At 67.0% G+C, this 14,419-nt stretch carries 15 protein-coding genes and 1 pseudogene; 9 read left to right on the top strand and 7 right to left on the bottom strand.

The window, feature by feature from the left end; all coding sequences use genetic code 11:
* Positions 1-13: 13 nt before the first annotated feature.
* From ispG to hemA, 3 genes are all read right to left on the bottom strand, one after another.
* Positions 14-1,147 (bottom strand): flavodoxin-dependent (E)-4-hydroxy-3-methylbut-2-enyl-diphosphate synthase, encoded by a 1,134-nt coding sequence (gene ispG, locus PAM7066_RS02045; protein WP_085852444.1) that lies wholly within the window; start codon positions 1,145-1,147, stop codon positions 14-16.
* 86 nt (positions 1,148-1,233) lie between these two features.
* On the bottom strand, positions 1,234-2,502 hold the full coding sequence (locus tag PAM7066_RS02050; protein WP_085852445.1) for a helix-turn-helix domain-containing protein: 1,269 nt from the start codon (positions 2,500-2,502) through the stop codon (positions 1,234-1,236).
* 133 nt (positions 2,503-2,635) lie between these two features.
* Positions 2,636-3,859 (bottom strand): 5-aminolevulinate synthase, encoded by a 1,224-nt coding sequence (hemA, locus tag PAM7066_RS02055; RefSeq protein ID WP_085852446.1) that lies wholly within the window; start codon positions 3,857-3,859, stop codon positions 2,636-2,638.
* A gap of 220 nt (positions 3,860-4,079) precedes the next feature.
* On the opposite strand from hemA, the gene PAM7066_RS02060 reads away from it, so the two are divergent.
* The 5 genes and pseudogenes from PAM7066_RS02060 to PAM7066_RS19120 all read left to right on the top strand — a co-directional run.
* Entirely contained in the window at positions 4,080-5,450 is a 1,371-nt protein-coding gene (locus PAM7066_RS02060) for a M20/M25/M40 family metallo-hydrolase (RefSeq protein WP_085852447.1), read from the top strand.
* A 78-nt stretch (positions 5,451-5,528) separates the two neighbouring features.
* On the top strand, positions 5,529-6,458 hold the full coding sequence (locus tag PAM7066_RS02065) for a nucleoside hydrolase (RefSeq protein ID WP_085852448.1): 930 nt from the start codon (positions 5,529-5,531) through the stop codon (positions 6,456-6,458).
* Positions 6,459-6,899 (top strand): GNAT family N-acetyltransferase, encoded by a 441-nt coding sequence (locus tag PAM7066_RS02070; RefSeq protein WP_085852449.1) that lies wholly within the window; start codon positions 6,459-6,461, stop codon positions 6,897-6,899. It begins immediately after the preceding gene.
* Between the two features lie 72 nt (positions 6,900-6,971).
* Positions 6,972-8,396, top strand: coding sequence for a protein adenylyltransferase SelO (locus tag PAM7066_RS02075; RefSeq protein WP_085852450.1), 1,425 nt, complete (start codon positions 6,972-6,974; stop codon positions 8,394-8,396).
* Positions 8,393-8,491 (top strand): annotated as a pseudogene (locus PAM7066_RS19120) (AAA family ATPase); the annotation flags it as partial. The gene PAM7066_RS02075 and the pseudogene PAM7066_RS19120, both read left to right, overlap by 4 nt.
* Positions 8,492-8,594: 103 nt before the next feature.
* Here the strand turns inward: PAM7066_RS19120 and PAM7066_RS02085 are convergent.
* Together PAM7066_RS02085 and PAM7066_RS02090 are read right to left on the bottom strand one after the other, a co-directional pair.
* Complete coding sequence (locus tag PAM7066_RS02085; protein ID WP_085852452.1) at positions 8,595-9,140, bottom strand: peptidylprolyl isomerase; 546 nt, start codon at positions 9,138-9,140, stop codon at positions 8,595-8,597.
* Complete coding sequence (locus PAM7066_RS02090; protein ID WP_085852453.1) at positions 9,133-9,639, bottom strand: peptidylprolyl isomerase; 507 nt, start codon at positions 9,637-9,639, stop codon at positions 9,133-9,135. The genes PAM7066_RS02085 and PAM7066_RS02090 overlap by 8 nt, the downstream gene beginning before the upstream one ends.
* A gap of 123 nt (positions 9,640-9,762) precedes the next feature.
* Here PAM7066_RS02090 and PAM7066_RS02095 point away from each other — a divergent pair, with 123 nt between their 5' ends.
* The 4 genes from PAM7066_RS02095 (at position 9,763) to PAM7066_RS02110 (ending at position 13,116) form a co-directional block, all read left to right on the top strand.
* Positions 9,763-10,941, top strand: coding sequence for a phosphoglycerate kinase (locus tag PAM7066_RS02095; protein ID WP_085852454.1), 1,179 nt, complete (start codon positions 9,763-9,765; stop codon positions 10,939-10,941).
* Entirely contained in the window at positions 10,938-11,681 is a 744-nt protein-coding gene (locus PAM7066_RS02100) for an SDR family NAD(P)-dependent oxidoreductase (protein ID WP_085852455.1), read from the top strand. Before PAM7066_RS02095 ends, PAM7066_RS02100 begins: the two co-directional genes overlap by 4 nt.
* A 92-nt stretch (positions 11,682-11,773) precedes the next feature.
* The gene (locus PAM7066_RS02105; protein WP_085852456.1) at positions 11,774-12,703 is read left to right on the top strand and encodes a class I fructose-bisphosphate aldolase; all 930 of its coding nucleotides are present in this window, start codon (positions 11,774-11,776) and stop codon (positions 12,701-12,703) included.
* A gap of 110 nt (positions 12,704-12,813) precedes the next feature.
* Positions 12,814-13,116: an FtsB family cell division protein gene (locus PAM7066_RS02110; RefSeq protein WP_085852457.1), complete on the top strand. Its 303-nt coding sequence runs from the start codon at positions 12,814-12,816 to the stop codon at positions 13,114-13,116.
* Here PAM7066_RS02110 and PAM7066_RS02115 read toward each other — a convergent pair.
* Both PAM7066_RS02115 and cysE read right to left on the bottom strand, forming a co-directional pair.
* Positions 13,113-13,538 carry a globin domain-containing protein gene (locus tag PAM7066_RS02115; protein ID WP_085852458.1) on the bottom strand — a complete coding sequence of 142 codons (426 nt, stop codon included), beginning with the start codon at positions 13,536-13,538 and terminating at the stop codon, positions 13,113-13,115. The two genes, PAM7066_RS02110 and PAM7066_RS02115, sit on opposite strands and share 4 nt — an antisense overlap.
* A 63-nt stretch (positions 13,539-13,601) precedes the next feature.
* Positions 13,602-14,405 carry a serine O-acetyltransferase gene (gene cysE / locus PAM7066_RS02120; RefSeq protein WP_085852459.1) on the bottom strand — a complete coding sequence of 268 codons (804 nt, stop codon included), beginning with the start codon at positions 14,403-14,405 and terminating at the stop codon, positions 13,602-13,604.
* Positions 14,406-14,419: the final 14 nt, after the last annotated feature.

The following is a 14,419-nucleotide window of genomic DNA, read 5'->3' on the forward strand; positions in this document are numbered from 1 at the left end:
CGCCCGGGCGGGCTTACTCGGCCGCGTGGACCTCTTCGGCTTGCTCGGCTTCGATCTGGGCGGCGCGCGCCTCCACCTGCTCGACGATATGGTCGACCATCTGCTCGTTCGACATCTTGTGACTCTGCTTGCCGGCCAGATAGACCATGCCCGAGCCGGCGCCACCGCCGGTGAACCCGACATCGGTCATCAGCGCCTCGCCCGGGCCGTTCACCACGCAGCCGATGATCGACAGCGACATGGGCGTCTTGATATGCGCCAGCCGATCCTCGAGCGTCTCGACCGTCTTGATCACGTCGAAGCCCTGCCGCGCGCAGGACGGGCACGAGATGATGTTGACCCCGCGATGCCGAAGCCCCAGCGATTTCAGGATCTCGTAGCCGACGCGCACTTCCTCGACCGGGTCGGCGCTGAGGCTCACGCGGACCGTATCGCCGATACCCATCCACAGCAGGTTGCCAAGGCCGATCGCGCTCTTGATCGTGCCGGACATCAACCCACCCGCCTCGGTAATCCCAAGGTGGATCGGCGCGTCGGTCGCCTCGGCGAGTGCCTGGTAGGCCGCGGCCGACAGGAACACGTCCGACGCCTTCACGCTGATCTTGAACTCGTGGAAGTCGTTGTCCTCGAGGATCTTGATATGGTCGAGCGCGCTTTCGACCATCGCCTCTGGACAGGGCTCGCCGTACTTCTCGAGCAGATCACGCTCGAGGCTGCCCGCGTTCACGCCGATGCGGATGGAGCAGCCATTGTCGCGTGCGGCGCGGATCACTTCCTTCACGCGCCGGTCGTCGCCGATATTGCCAGGATTGATCCGCAGGCACGCGGCGCCAGCCTCGGCGGCCTCGATGGCGCGCTTGTAGTGGAAATGGATGTCCGCGACGATCGGCACCGGGCTTTCGCGGCAGATTTCCTTCATCGCCTGCGTCGTCGCCTCGTCGGGGCACGAGACGCGCACGATGTCTGCCCCGGCCTCGGCGCAGGCTTCGATCTGCTTCAGCGTCGCCCTGGCGTCCGTTCCGTCGGTGTTGGTCATGGTCTGCACCGCGATCGGTGCGTCGCCGCCGACGGGCACGTTTCCCACCATGATCTGCCGCGACTTCCGGCGGTAAATGTTCTTCCAGGGTCGAACGTGGTTCAGGGACATGGAACGCTCCGGCTTGCCTCGTGCGACACCTAGGCGTTTCCGCGCGTTCTGCCAACCGGGCGCGACCTCTTGGCGGGTTGCTCCGCCTACTCCGATGCGGTTTCGCCGGGAAGCGCCGGCGGATCGGAGCGCAGTTCCGCCACGACCCGGGCAAGGGCCGTGTCGCGGGACAGGTCGGCCGCCGCGAATTCCTGTTTCAGGGTATCGGCCGCCAGTGCCAGGTTCCCGGTGACGACCCCGGGGTCGCCGGCGGGGCCGTAGGGCTGACCGTTGATGGCGAAGTAGATCGCGCCAGACTCACCCGTGCGCAGGATCGCGGGCTCTTCGGTCTTGGGAAGGACGAAGCGATCGCCTTCCTCCATGATCTTCTCGTAGAGCGTCGTGCCGTCCGCACTGCGGACCCGAACCCAGGACGGACGCACTGCGAAGAGGACGACCTCGGGCACGTCACCGGCCTTGACGACGGGGGCCGGGGCGTCCTCCAGCGGTTCCGCCAGCGCGGCGAGCACGGCGGTGTCGATCGCCTCGTCCCCGGTCCCGACGGAAGCGACGTTCGTTCCGCCGCCACCTTCGGGATCGGGAATGGCATTGGCGGGGATCGGGCCAGAGCCGGTGCCGATGAAGCTGCCCGTGCCGCGGGGATCGAGGGTGCCGATCGGCCCGTCGCGCGCGACGATGACCGGCACGTCCAGTGCCTGCGGACGATAGAGCCGGTCGAACCCTTCGCGGGCGGCGGCCACGGCAGGATCGTCGGTCTCGCCCGTGGAGGCGACGACCCCGTCCAGCGGGTCGATGTCGGCCACGACATTGGGGGCCTGCTCCACCGGCACGAACTGCACGCGCTGCACTTCGTTGAGGACGGCATACCCCCCGTAGCCCAGCAGGCCGATCAGCCCCGTCAGCACCATGATCGATCCGATCGCGCCGGGCTCGACCCGGGTCAGGAAGCTCTCGCGTCGGTGCGGAATGCCAAGGTTGCGGCTACCGAAGGGCGACGGCTCGTCCGCCCCCTCCGAGCGTTTGCTCGATGCCGCGTTGCTCATCCCGTGGGAGGTCGAAAATCCGGACTCGGCGCAGAACGCCTTGAACGCCCACTCGGGGTCGAGCCCGAGATACCGCGCATAGGATCGCACGTAGCCCGCGATGAAGCCCGGGGTTTCGAAGGCCGAGGGATCGGCGTTCTCGATGGCGGCGATGTATGTGGCCTTGATCTTAAGTTCACGCTGGACGTCGAGCAGGGACTTGCCGAGCGTCGCACGCTCGCCCCGCATCATGTCGCCGAGGCGCATGTCGTAGTCGTCGAAGCCCTTGGGCTCGTCGATCTGATCGTCCTGCTGTCGGAACCGCCCGATCATGCCCCCACTTCCTTCGCCCTGCCCAGAACAGAGTCCTTCAAGCCACGCTTCGGTTCCCGCGAAAGCGACCGTGGACCTTCGTTAGAAGCGAACTACCACAGCTGACCGCCTGCTGAACACCGTCAATTGTATATCACGCGCTCAGTTCGGCACGATTTAGCGCACAATGTGACCAAAGGTTGTCCAATGCGCGCACCAGTGCGTCGATTTCCTGCGGGCCATGGACGGGGGACGGGGTAAAGCGCAGCCTTTCAGTGCCGCGAGGGACGGTGGGGAAGTTGATCGGCTGGACGTAGATGCCGAAATCCTCGAGCAGCATGTCCGACAGCATCTTGCAGTGGACCGGATCGCCCACATGCACGGGGACAATGTGGCTGCCGTGGTCGATGAAGGGCAGACTGATTCCCTTCAGACGCGTCTTGAGGATTCGCGCCTGCAACTGGTGGTTGTCGCGCAGCCCCTGGTCGGTCTTGAGATGGGCGACACTGGCCGCGGCGCCCGCCGCGACCGATGGCGGCAGCGAGGTCGTGAAGATGAAGCCGGGCGCATAAGACCGCACCGCGTCGCACATCCGCTCGGACGCGGCGATGTAGCCGCCCATCACGCCGTAGGCCTTGGCGAGGGTCCCGTTGATGATGTCGATCCGGTGCGCCAGCCCGTCACGCTCGGTCACGCCGCCGCCGCGAGGGCCGTACATGCCGACCGCGTGGACCTCGTCGATATAGGTCAAGGCCCCGAATTCCTCGGCCAGGTCGCAGATCTGCTCGATCGGACCAAAATCGCCGTCCATCGAATAGACCGACTCGAAAGCGATCAGCTTCGGCACTGCCGGGTCGTCGGCCTCGAGCAGCTCGCGCAGGTGGCCGACGTCGTTGTGGCGGAAGACGCGCTTGGCCCCGCCGTTGCGGCGCACGCCTTCGATCATCGAAGCGTGGTTCAGCGAGTCCGAATAGATGATCAGACCGGGAAAGATCTTGGGCAGCGTAGACAGCGTCGCGTCATTGGCGATATAGGCCGAGGTGAAGAGCAGCGCGGCTTCCTTGCCGTGCAGATCGGCCAGTTCGGCCTCGAGCCGCTTGTGGTACACGGTCGTGCCGCTGATGTTGCGCGTTCCGCCCGATCCGGCACCGGCCCGCTCGATCGCCTCGTGCATGGCATCGAGCACCACCGGGTGCTGGCCCATCCCGAGGTAATCGTTGCCGCACCAGACGGTTACGGGGCTTTCGGTTCCGTCGGCGCGGGTCCAGATGGCGTGGGGAAACGATCCGCGCTTGCGTTCGATATCGATGAAGGTGCGGTACCGACCTTCGTCGTGCAGCTTCTGGATCGCGGCGTCGATGCTGGCGTCGTAATTCACTGTCGTCTCCCATCGCGGATCTCTCGCGACGTATTCCCCGGTTCCCGGATTGTCACGCGGACCCAATGTCGCGACTCCGGCCCCGTACGCCATGATCTAAATCAACTATCATGATGCTAGCCCAAGAAACCTTTCGACGTCCAGTTTAGAATCTTTCGAACTGTCGCCCGCCATTCGCCCTGGTCTAGGAATGTGGAAAGCCTTCCCGAAGGAGCCCACGATGACCCTCGACGCCGTTCTCGACCGTATCAACGCGGATCTCGACGCCAGCCTCGACCGGCTGCTGAATTTCCTGCGCATCCCCTCGATCTCGACCGACCCGGATTACCTGTCCGAAACGCGTCGCGCTGCGGAATGGTTGCGCGACGAGCTTGCAGGCCTTGGCTGCGAGGCGCAGATCCACGACACGCCGGGCCACCCGATGGTGACCGCGACCACCGGCGGCGAGGGTCGGCCGATCCTGTTCTACGGGCATTACGACGTCCAACCCGTCGACCCGCTCGAGCTCTGGACCCGCGACCCCTTCGACCCCGCGATCGAGGACGCGGACGGCACCCGCGTGATCCGCGGGCGGGGCGCTTCGGACGACAAGGGCCAGCTGATGACCTTCGTCGAGGCCTGCCGCGCGTGGAAATCCGTCCATGGCTCGCTGCCCGGCAACATCACCTTCCTGTTCGAGGGCGAGGAAGAATCGGGCTCGCCTTCTCTCGTTCCTTTCCTCGAGGCCAATCGCGACTGGCTGTCGAAGGACCTGGCGCTGATCTGCGACACCGGGCTCTTCGCCAAAGGCCGGCCCGGGATCGTCACCCAGCTGCGCGGGCTTCTGGGCGAAGAAGTGGTCATCAAGGCCGCCAGCAAGGACCTCCACTCGGGCAGCTTCGGCGGGCTTGCGGCCAACCCGATCCGCGTGCTCAGCCGCATCCTCGCGAGCCTGCATGACGAGAACGGCCGCGTCACCGTGCCCGGCTTCTACGACGGCGTGCCCGACCTGACCGACACGATGCGCGCCCAGTGGGACAGCCTGGGCTTCGACGCCTCGGCCTTCCTGTCGGGCGTGGGCCTCGCGATGCCCGCGGGCGAACGGGACCGCACCGCGCTGGAGCAGCTCTGGTCGCGCCCCACGGCCGAGATCAACGGCATCCGCGGCGGCTATGCCGGCAAGGGCTTCAAGACCGTGCTGCCTGCCGAGGCCGCGGCCAAGATCTCGTTCCGGCTGGTGGGCGACCAGGACCCCCACGCCATCCGCGAGAGCTTCCGCGCGATGGTCCGCGAGATGCTGCCCGGTGATTGCAAGGTCGAGTTCCACGGCCACGGCGCCGCCCCCGCGAGCCGCATGGACATCTCGAACCCCGCCTTCGAGGCAGCACGCACCGCGCTCGGGCAGGAATGGCCGGAAGAGGCCGCCTATATCGGCGCGGGCGGGTCGATCCCCATCGCGGGATATTTCAAGAGCATCCTGAACATGGATTCCATGCTCATCGGGTTCGGTCGCGACGACGACCAGATCCACTCGCCGAACGAGAAATACGACGTCGAGAGCTTCCACCGCGGCACCAGAAGCTGGGCCCGCATCCTGTCCGAGATCGCCTGACCGTCTGATTCGGCGGGCCGTCGCGCGCGGTGGTCAATCCCGTTGACCTCCCCGCGGCGGCCCGTCAGATGTCCGCCCATGAAGATCATCATCGACACAGACCCGGGGCAGGACGACGCGGTCGCGATCCTCGCTGCCCTTGCCTCGCCCGAGCTCGAGGTTCTGGGCATCACCGCCGTGGCCGGAAACGTGCCGCTGGACCTGACGCAGAAGAACGCCCGCATCGTCTGCGAATTGGCGGGGCGGACGGACATCCCCGTCTTCGCCGGCGCGCGCCAGCCGCTGAAGCGGCCCCTCGTCACGGCCGAGCATGTCCACGGCCGCACCGGCCTCGATGGCCCGGACCTGCCCGACCCGACGATGCCGCTGCAGGAGCAGCACGCCGTCGACTTCATCATCGAGACGCTGCGTCGCGAACCGTCGGGCAGCGTGACCCTCGTCCCCATCGGGCCGCTGACCAACATCGCGATGGCGCTGATGAAGGCGCCCGACATCGCGCCGAAGATCGCCCGCATCGTCCTGATGGGCGGCGCCTATTTCGAGGTCGGCAACATCACCCCAGCGGCCGAGTTCAACATCTACGTGGACCCCGAGGCCGCGCAGCTGGTGTTCCACGCGGGCGCACCAATCACGGTGCTGCCGCTGGACGTGACGCATAAGGCAATGGTGACGGGCAAGCGCAACGACGTCTTCCGCGCCCTCGGCACCCCTGTAGGCCGCGCAGTCGCCGAGATGACCGACTTCTACGAACGCTTCGACAAGGAGAAATACGGCTCGGACGGGGCGCCGCTGCATGATCCCTGCACGATCGCGTGGCTCCTGAAGCCCGAGCTCTTCACCGGCCGCGAGATCAATGTCGAGGTCGAGTGCGACAGCGACCTGACCCGCGGCATGACCGTCGCCGACTGGTGGTCCATCACCGACCGGCCGGCCAACGCGCTGTTCATCGGCGACCTCGACGCACAGGGCTTCTTCGACCTTCTGACCGACCGTCTGGGGCGCCTCTGAATGTCCGCCACCCTGCGCATCGCCCGCCCCGACGACGAATCCCGCGCCATCCGCCTCGTGGCCGCCTGCCATGACGAGATCGGCCACGCCCCCGATCCCCAGGACCGAGACATCGCGATCGCGTCGCTGCTGTCGGGCGAGGCGCCGGGCGCGTTCTACCTGATCGGCCCGCCCTCGTCCCCGGTCGGTTACCTGTCGGTCAGCTTCGGCCATTCCATCGCGCAGGGCGGCACGGTCGCCTACCTGGACGAGCTGTACATCCGCCCGCCCGTCCGCGGCCGCGGCATGGCGACCGAGGCGCTGATGGCGCTTCTGAAGATGCTGTCCCAGCACGGGGTGCGCGCCGTCCACGCCTCGGCACCGCCCTCGGGCGGAACGCGCCTCTTCGACCGGCTGCGATTCAAAGCCGAGGAGGCGCCGGCGCTGACCCGCCTGCTCTGACCGCCTTTTCCCGCGGCCGAGGTTTTGCACCGGGCCGCGGGCTCCTACATCGACGCAGGAAGGAGGCCCACCATGACCCTCGCCCTGCCGTTCGACAACAGCTACGCCCGCCTGCCCGACCGTCTGTTCGCCCGCCAGCGCCCCGTCCCCGTGGCCGCGCCGCGCCTCGTCGCGCTGAACGACGAGCTTGCGCGCAACCTCGGCCTCGACCCCGAGGCGCTGCGCGGACCCGATGGCGTGGAGGCGCTGGCCGGCAACACGCCGCCCGAGGGCGCCGAGCCCATCGCACAGGCCTACGCGGGCCACCAGTTCGGCGGCTGGGTGCCGCAGCTCGGCGACGGCCGCGCGGTATTGCTAGGCGAGGTCGTCTCCGACGGCCGGCGCTACGACCTGCAGCTCAAGGGCGCGGGCCGCACGCCCTTCTCGCGCGGAGGCGACGGGCGGGCGTGGCTGGGGCCGGTCCTGCGCGAATACCTCGTCAGCGAGGCGATGCATAAGCTCGGCATTCCCACGACCCGCGCCCTCGCCGCCGTCGAAACCGGAGAGACCGTCCTGCGCGAAGCGCCCCTGCCCGGCGCCGTGCTGACCCGCGTGGCGTCCTCGCATATCCGCGTCGGCACGTTTCAGTACCTCTACGCCCGCCAGGATACCGAGGGGCTGCAGGCCCTGACCGACCACGTCATTGCCCGCCACTACCCGGGCGCGGACGGCCCGGAAGGGCTGCTGGACGCCGTCGTCAGCGCGCAGGCGCGGCTGATCGCGCGGTGGATGGGGGTGGGCTTCATTCACGGCGTGATGAACACCGACAACATGGCCGTCTCGGGCGAGACCATCGACTACGGCCCCTGCGCATTCCTGGACGGCTACCACCCCGACACGGTGTTCTCGTCCATCGACCGCCACGGGCGCTACGCCTATGCCCACCAGCCCGAGATCGCGGTCTGGAACCTCGCGCAATTCGCGACCTGCCTCCTGCCGCTGATGCCCGACCGGCAGGCTGCGGTCGAGCGGTTCACGGACCTCGTCAACGATTTCGGCACGCGCTATCAGGCCGAGTGGCTGGAGGTATTCCGCGCCAAGCTGGGTCTCTCGACCGCAGAGGAAGACGACACTGCCCTCGTCCATCAGTTGCTCGACATCATGGCGACCAACCGCGACGACTTCACGCTGGTCTTCCGCGGACTGGCGGACGGCAGCGCCGCCGATCACGTGACCGACCGTCCCGCCTTCGACCAGTGGCACGAGATGTGGACCGCCCGGCGCCACCGCGATGGCGCTACCGAAGCGGACCAGGTCGCGCTGATGCGCCGGTCGAACCCCGGCATCATTCCCCGCAACCACCGCGTCGAAGAGTGCATCCAGGCGGCGGTCGGGGGCGATTACGGCCCATTCCACGCGCTCCACGCCGCGCTCGCCACCCCGTTCGACGACCACCCAGACTATGCGACCCCGCCTGCCCCGGGCGAGGAGGTGAGGGCGACCTTCTGCGGTACATGAAACGCAAGATGATCGTCGGCCAGCCCCGGGCCGGGAAATCGACGCTGGCGCGCGAGCTTGGTGCGCGCACGGGGCTGCCGGTCGTCCATATCGACGGCGACGCGCCTGCGGGATCGGCGGGGCGTGGCGGCGTTTCTGGCCACCTTGCCCGCGCCGGGCTGAACGGGGGCGAGACGCGATCGTCCCGCCCCTCGCGGCTCATTCGGTGACGGTGACGCTTTCCATCACGTCCGGCGTGTCGGACACGGCGCCGGAGCCGGGCGCGCCGCGCTTGATCTGGTCCACGATCTCCATCCCTTCGGTCACTTCGCCGACGATTGTGTACTGCCCGTCGAGATGCGGGGTGGCCGCGAAGTTGATGAAGAATTGCGAGTTCGCGCTGTCGGGGCTGGCCGAGCGGGCCATGCCGACGGTGCCGCGACCGAACGACCGGTCCGAGAACTCGGCCTGCAGGTCCGGCAGGTCCGACCCGCCGGTGCCCGCGCGGGACAGGTCGCCGCCGGCCTTGCCGAACTGGACGTCGCCGGTCTGGGCCATGAAGCCGTCGATCACGCGGTGGAAGACCACGCCGTCATAGGCGCCACGCTCGGCCAGGGCGGTGATCCGCTCGACATGCTGGGGGGCGACGTCCTCGTAGAGGTCGATATGGACTGTGCCGCCCGCCTCGCCCGCGATCTCGATGTCGAGACCGGTGGCAAGTGCGGGGGACGCGGTGAGCGAAAGGATGAGGGCGAGTTTACGCATCGGCGGCAACCTTCATGCTGATCATCTTGTCGGGGTTTGCGGGGGGCTCGCCACGGGTGATGGAGTCGACATGCTCCATCCCCTCGATGACGCGCCCGTAGACGGTGTATTGGCCGTTCAGGAAATGGTTGTCGCCGAAGTTGATGAAGAACTGCGAATTCGCGCTGTCGGGGTTTTGCGAGCGTGCAGCTCCGATCGTGCCGCGGTCATGCGGGATCTTCGAGAACTCGGCCGGGACGTTGGGGTATTCGGACCCGCCGGTTCCGGCGAGGCGGATGTTGAAGTCCTTGTCGGCATTGCCGTTCTGGACGTCGCCGGTCTGGGCCATGAAGCCTTCGATCACGCGGTGGAACACCACGCCGTCATAGGCGCCTTCGCGGGCGAGGGTCTTCATCCGCTCGGCGTGCTGGGGCGCGATCTTGGGCATCAGCTCGACGACGACGCGGCCGTCCTTGAGCTCGATGATGATCGTGTTTTCGGGATCGGTGATTTCGGCCATTGTGCCTCCTCGAACTGCGTTGGGGCGCTACCTAAGCCGTCGCACGCGCTTGGGAAAGGGCGCGGTTGCGAAGGCGACAGGATCGCGCGACAAGTTGCGCGACGAAGAACAAGGGAGACGGGCATGAGCTGGACTTCGCTCGACAAGATGGATCTCGACGGCAAGCGGGTGCTGACCCGCGTCGATCTGAACGTGCCGGTCGAGGGCGGGCGCGTCACCGACGCCACCCGGATCGAGCGCATCGTGCCCACGGTGAACGCCATCCTGGAAAAGGGCGGCCAGCCGGTGCTGCTGGCCCATTTCGGCCGCCCGAAGGGGCAGCGGGTCGATGAGATGTCCCTGCGGCAGGTCGTTCCGGCGCTGGAGAAGGCGCTCGGCCGGGACGTGACCTTCGGCGAGGACTGCGTCGGTGACGCGGCCGCCGAGGCGGTCGCGAAGGGCGGCGTGGTCCTGCTGGAGAACACCCGCTTCCACGCGGGCGAGGAGAAGAACGACGACGCGCTGGCCGACCGGATGGCGAAGCTGGGCGACGTCTATTGCAACGACGCATTCTCTGCCGCACATCGGGCTCATGCCTCGACGGAAGGGCTGGCGCGTCGCCTGCCCGCCTGCGCCGGCCTCTTGATGGCCGAAGAGTTGAACGCGCTGGAAACCGCGCTGACCGAACCGGACCGCCCGGTGATGGCCGTGGTCGGGGGCGCGAAGGTCTCGACCAAGCTGGACCTGCTGTCGAACCTGCTCCGCAAGGTGAACCACCTGGTGATCGGCGGCGGCATGGCCAACACCTTCCTTGCCGCGCAGGGGATCGACGTCGGGAAAAGCCTCGCCGAGCATGACATGACCGATACCGCCAAGGACATCCTGGCCCGCGCCGACGAAATGGGCTGCGAGATCATCCTGCCCCATGACGTCGTCGTCGCCCGTGAGTTCAAGGCAGGCGCCGAAAGCGAGACGGTGGCCGCCAATGCCTGTCCCTCGGACGCCATGATCCTCGACACCGGCCCCGACAGCGTGGAGCGGATCAAGAAGGCGATGGCCGGGTGCAAGACGCTGATCTGGAACGGCCCGCTGGGCGCGTTCGAGATCCAGCCGTTCGATGCCGCCACCAACGCCGCCGCCGCCGAGGCCGCGCGGCTGACGCGCGAGGGCAGCCTCGTGTCGGTCGCCGGGGGTGGCGACACGGTGGCCGCTCTGAACAAGGCGGGTGCTGCGGACGACTTCACCTATATCTCGTCGGCGGGCGGCGCTTTCCTCGAGTGGATGGAGGGCAAGACCCTTCCGGGCGTCGCGGCCCTCGGGTGAGCGTCCGCGTTCTGATCACCGGGGCCTCGCGCGGGCTCGGAGCCGAGTTCGCCCGTATTGCGGCAGCAGAGGGGCACCGGGTGATCCTGACCGCGCGCAACCGCGACGACCTCGACCGTCTGGCGGCCGAGATCGACGGGGCCGAGGTAATCCCCGCTGACCTCTCTGACCCCGCCGAGGTCGAGCGGGTCTGGCAGGAGGCGCGCGAGGTCGACATCCTGATCAACAATGCCGGCCTCGGCGGGTCGGGCGACTTCGCGAAGCCCGACACTTGGGATCGCGAGCGCCATATGCTCGACGTGAACGTCTTGGCGGCGACGTTGCTGGCCAAGCGGGCGCTCGGCCAAATGGTCCCGCGCGGGTCGGGGCGCATCCTGAACGTGGCTTCTCTGGCCGCGTGGGTGCCGGGTCCGAACATGGCGATCTACTTTGCCAGCAAGGCCTACCTGCGGTCCTTGTCCGACGCCCTGCACCATGAGGCGAAGGGCCGCGGCGTGACCGTCACCGCCCTCTGCCCCGGTCCGGTGGACACCGCGTTCTTCGAGGCCGGCGGATTGCGCGGCGGCCGGCGCATGTTGCCAGCCTCGGACGTGGCACGCATCGGATGGGACGGGATGATGGCCGGCCGGCGCACGGTGATCCCCGGCGCGCAGGGCAAGTTGCTGGCCGCCGCCACCAGCATCCTGCCGCGCGCCTTGCTGCTGCCGATCGTGGCGCGGACCCTGAATCACCGCCCGTAAGCCCTAATGCGCGCGCCGTTGGCGAAAACAAATTGCCCCGGGGGCGCCTGCCACCCTACATCAGGCGCAACGCCATCGAGAGGAGCGACACGATGAAAGCCACCCGTAAGGTTCAGCAGATCCTGGCGAATTACGAGGGCGAAAACCCCGGCGTGAAGGGCAATCTCTGCCGCATGCTGATGGAGGGACGCCTGAAGGGCACCGGCAAGATGATCATCCTGCCCGTCGACCAGGGGTTCGAGCACGGCCCGGCCCGCACCTACGGACCCAATGCCCCCGCCTACGACCCGCACTACCATTACCAGCTGGCGATCGATGCGGGCCTCAACGCCTTTGCGGCACCGCTCGGGCTGCTGGAAGCCGGTGCCGACACGTTCGCAGGCCAGATCCCGACGATCCTGAAGGTGAACTCGGCCAACTCGCTGATGTCCTCGACCTCGGGCAAGGACCAGGCGGTCACGGCCTCGGTCGACGACGCGCTGCGGCTGGGCTGCTCGGCCATCGGCTTCACGATCTACCCCGGCTCGGACCGTCAGCTCGACATGTTCGAAGAGATCGTCGAGATGCGCCACGAGGCCGCCTCGGTCGGACTGCCCACCGTGATCTGGTCCTACCCGCGCGGCGAGGCGATCTCGAAAGAAGGCGAAACAGCCATCGACGTGGCCGCCTACGCGGCTCAGATCGCCGCGCTCCTGGGCGCCCACATCATCAAGATCAAGCTGTCGACCGATCACCTCGAGGTGCCCGAGGCCAAGAAGGTCTTCGAAGAGCAGCAGATCGACATCGCGAGCCAGACCGCTCGGGTGAAGGAATGCATGCGTTCGTCCTTCAACGGTCGCCGCATCGTCGTGTTCTCGGGCGGTGCCAAGAAGGGCGAAGAGTCGATCTATGACGACGCCCGCGCCATCCGCGACGGCGGGGGCAACGGGTCGATCATCGGGCGCAACGCCTTCCAGCGAGAGAAATCCGAGGCGATGGCGATGTTCGACAAGCTCGTGTCGATCTACAAGGGCAGCGAATAAGTCACACTTGCTGCGTTGCTGCGCGTCTTTCCGGCGGCCCGGGATTCCCAATCCGGGCCGCCTTTGCCAATCATGGGCACGACGTCCAGGTCCCCGGGTCACGCAACCGCATGAGCTATCCGCACAAACGCTTCTCCTACGGCTTGTTCTGCTACGTGGTCCTGACCTTCGTGCTGGGTAGCTACTTTGCCTTCGCGTCCGTCCAGGGGGACTACGGCCTGATGCGCCGGATCGAGATCGACGCCGAAGCCCGACAGCTCGAGACCCAACTCGACGCGCTCGAGGCCGAGGTCGCGGTCTATGCCAACCGCACTAGGCGGCTGTCGGACGAGTATCTCGACCTCGACCTGCTCGACGAGCAGGCCCGCGAGATCCTGGGCTACATCGGCGCGAACGAGATCATCCTTCGCTAGCCCTCCACGGGCACCGGATCGGCAAGGGTGAGCTTCACCACTTCCGCCGCGCGGCTGAACGATCGCTCCCATGCGGCTGCCTCATCAGGCGACAGGCCGCCTGGCGTTTGCGCACACAGAACTTCCATCAGAACCTCGCCGATCACCCGCAAATCCTGCGGGCGCAACCCATAGGTGAGGTATCGGCGCCCGATTGCCAGCAGGACCGGCGTCACGGCCTCGGGGTCGCCGGTCTTCTTGACGATCAGGGCGATCATGTCGTCGAACGTCCGCGCCTGTGTGCGCAGGTCCGTCGGAAACATGGTTCGGAACGTCGGCTGTCGCTCGAACAGTCGCTCGTAGAACGCCTGGCCGATGCTCCGACGTACGACGAAGATACGCGCTATACTTGGCTGGATCAAACGCATGTCATCGTTCGGCATGGGCGCCCCCTTGGTGCGGTCGCCCAACCGTAGCTCCGAGATTTTAATGCGGAGTTTAAGCCGTCAGCGGCCGAAGAGCTGATCCATCATGATCGAAGGCTGCGCGCAGCCCGCCTCGCCCACGATCCTTGCGGGAACGCCCGCCACGGTCTTCATCGGCGGCACCTCTTCCAGAACCACCGACCCCGCCGCCACGCGCGAGCAATGGCCGACCCGAATCGCCCCCAGCACCTTCGCGCCGGCCCCAATCATCACGCCGTCGCCGATCTTGGGATGGCGGTCGTCATCTTCCTTGCCCGTTCCGCCCAACGTCACCGAATGCAGCATCGAGACGTTGTCGCCGACTGTCGCGGTTTCGCCGATCACGATGGAGTGCGCGTGGTCGATCATGATCCCCTTGCCCATCTTCGCGGCCGGGTGGATGTCCACGCCGAACACCTCGGAGGTGCGCATCTGCACATAAAGTGCGAGGTCGATCCGCTCTTGTTCCCAAAGCCAATGGGCCAGCCGATAGGCCTGCACGGCCTGGAACCCCTTGAAGTAGAGAAGCGGCTGGACGAACCGATGGCACACCGGATCGCGCTCGACCGTAGCGACGAGATCCGCCCGCGCCGCCTGCCCCAGCCACGGATCGGCCGCGTAGGCCTCGTCGGCAATCTCGCGCAGGATCTGCTCGGGCATTTCACCGCTCGAGAGCTTCAGCGCCACCCGGTAAGCCAACGCGCTTTCGAACGTGTCGTGATGCAGGACCGAGATGTGGAACATCCCGGCCATCAGCGGCTCGTCCTGCGTCGCCTGGTGGCATTCCTCGCGGATACGTTCCCAAACCGGATCAACGGCTCTCAGATTCGTAGCTTCGAGGCTCATGACACTTCCTCCGA

Origin of the sequence: Palleronia marisminoris, assembly GCF_900172315.1 — a bacterium.
GTDB lineage: Bacteria > Pseudomonadota > Alphaproteobacteria > Rhodobacterales > Rhodobacteraceae > Palleronia > Palleronia marisminoris.

Bases quoted from the DNA above. Each gene is read 5' to 3' on its own strand.
- ispG (WP_085852444.1), bottom strand. From the start codon at position 1,147: ATGTCCCTGAACCACGTTCGACCCTGGAAGAACATTTACCGCCGGAAG.
- PAM7066_RS02050 (WP_085852445.1), bottom strand. From the start codon at position 2,502: ATGATCGGGCGGTTCCGACAGCAGGACGATCAGATCGACGAGCCCAAG.
- PAM7066_RS02060 (WP_085852447.1), top strand. From the start codon at position 4,080: ATGACCCTCGACGCCGTTCTCGACCGTATCAACGCGGATCTCGACGCC.
- PAM7066_RS02065 (WP_085852448.1), top strand. From the start codon at position 5,529: ATGAAGATCATCATCGACACAGACCCGGGGCAGGACGACGCGGTCGCG.
- PAM7066_RS02070 (WP_085852449.1), top strand. From the start codon at position 6,459: ATGTCCGCCACCCTGCGCATCGCCCGCCCCGACGACGAATCCCGCGCC.
- PAM7066_RS02075 (WP_085852450.1), top strand. From the start codon at position 6,972: ATGACCCTCGCCCTGCCGTTCGACAACAGCTACGCCCGCCTGCCCGAC.
- PAM7066_RS02085 (WP_085852452.1), bottom strand. From the start codon at position 9,140: ATGCGTAAACTCGCCCTCATCCTTTCGCTCACCGCGTCCCCCGCACTT.
- PAM7066_RS02090 (WP_085852453.1), bottom strand. From the start codon at position 9,639: ATGGCCGAAATCACCGATCCCGAAAACACGATCATCATCGAGCTCAAG.
- PAM7066_RS02095 (WP_085852454.1), top strand. From the start codon at position 9,763: ATGAGCTGGACTTCGCTCGACAAGATGGATCTCGACGGCAAGCGGGTG.
- PAM7066_RS02105 (WP_085852456.1), top strand. From the start codon at position 11,774: ATGAAAGCCACCCGTAAGGTTCAGCAGATCCTGGCGAATTACGAGGGC.
- PAM7066_RS02110 (WP_085852457.1), top strand. From the start codon at position 12,814: ATGAGCTATCCGCACAAACGCTTCTCCTACGGCTTGTTCTGCTACGTG.
- PAM7066_RS02115 (WP_085852458.1), bottom strand. From the start codon at position 13,538: ATGCCGAACGATGACATGCGTTTGATCCAGCCAAGTATAGCGCGTATC.
- cysE (WP_085852459.1), bottom strand. From the start codon at position 14,405: ATGAGCCTCGAAGCTACGAATCTGAGAGCCGTTGATCCGGTTTGGGAA.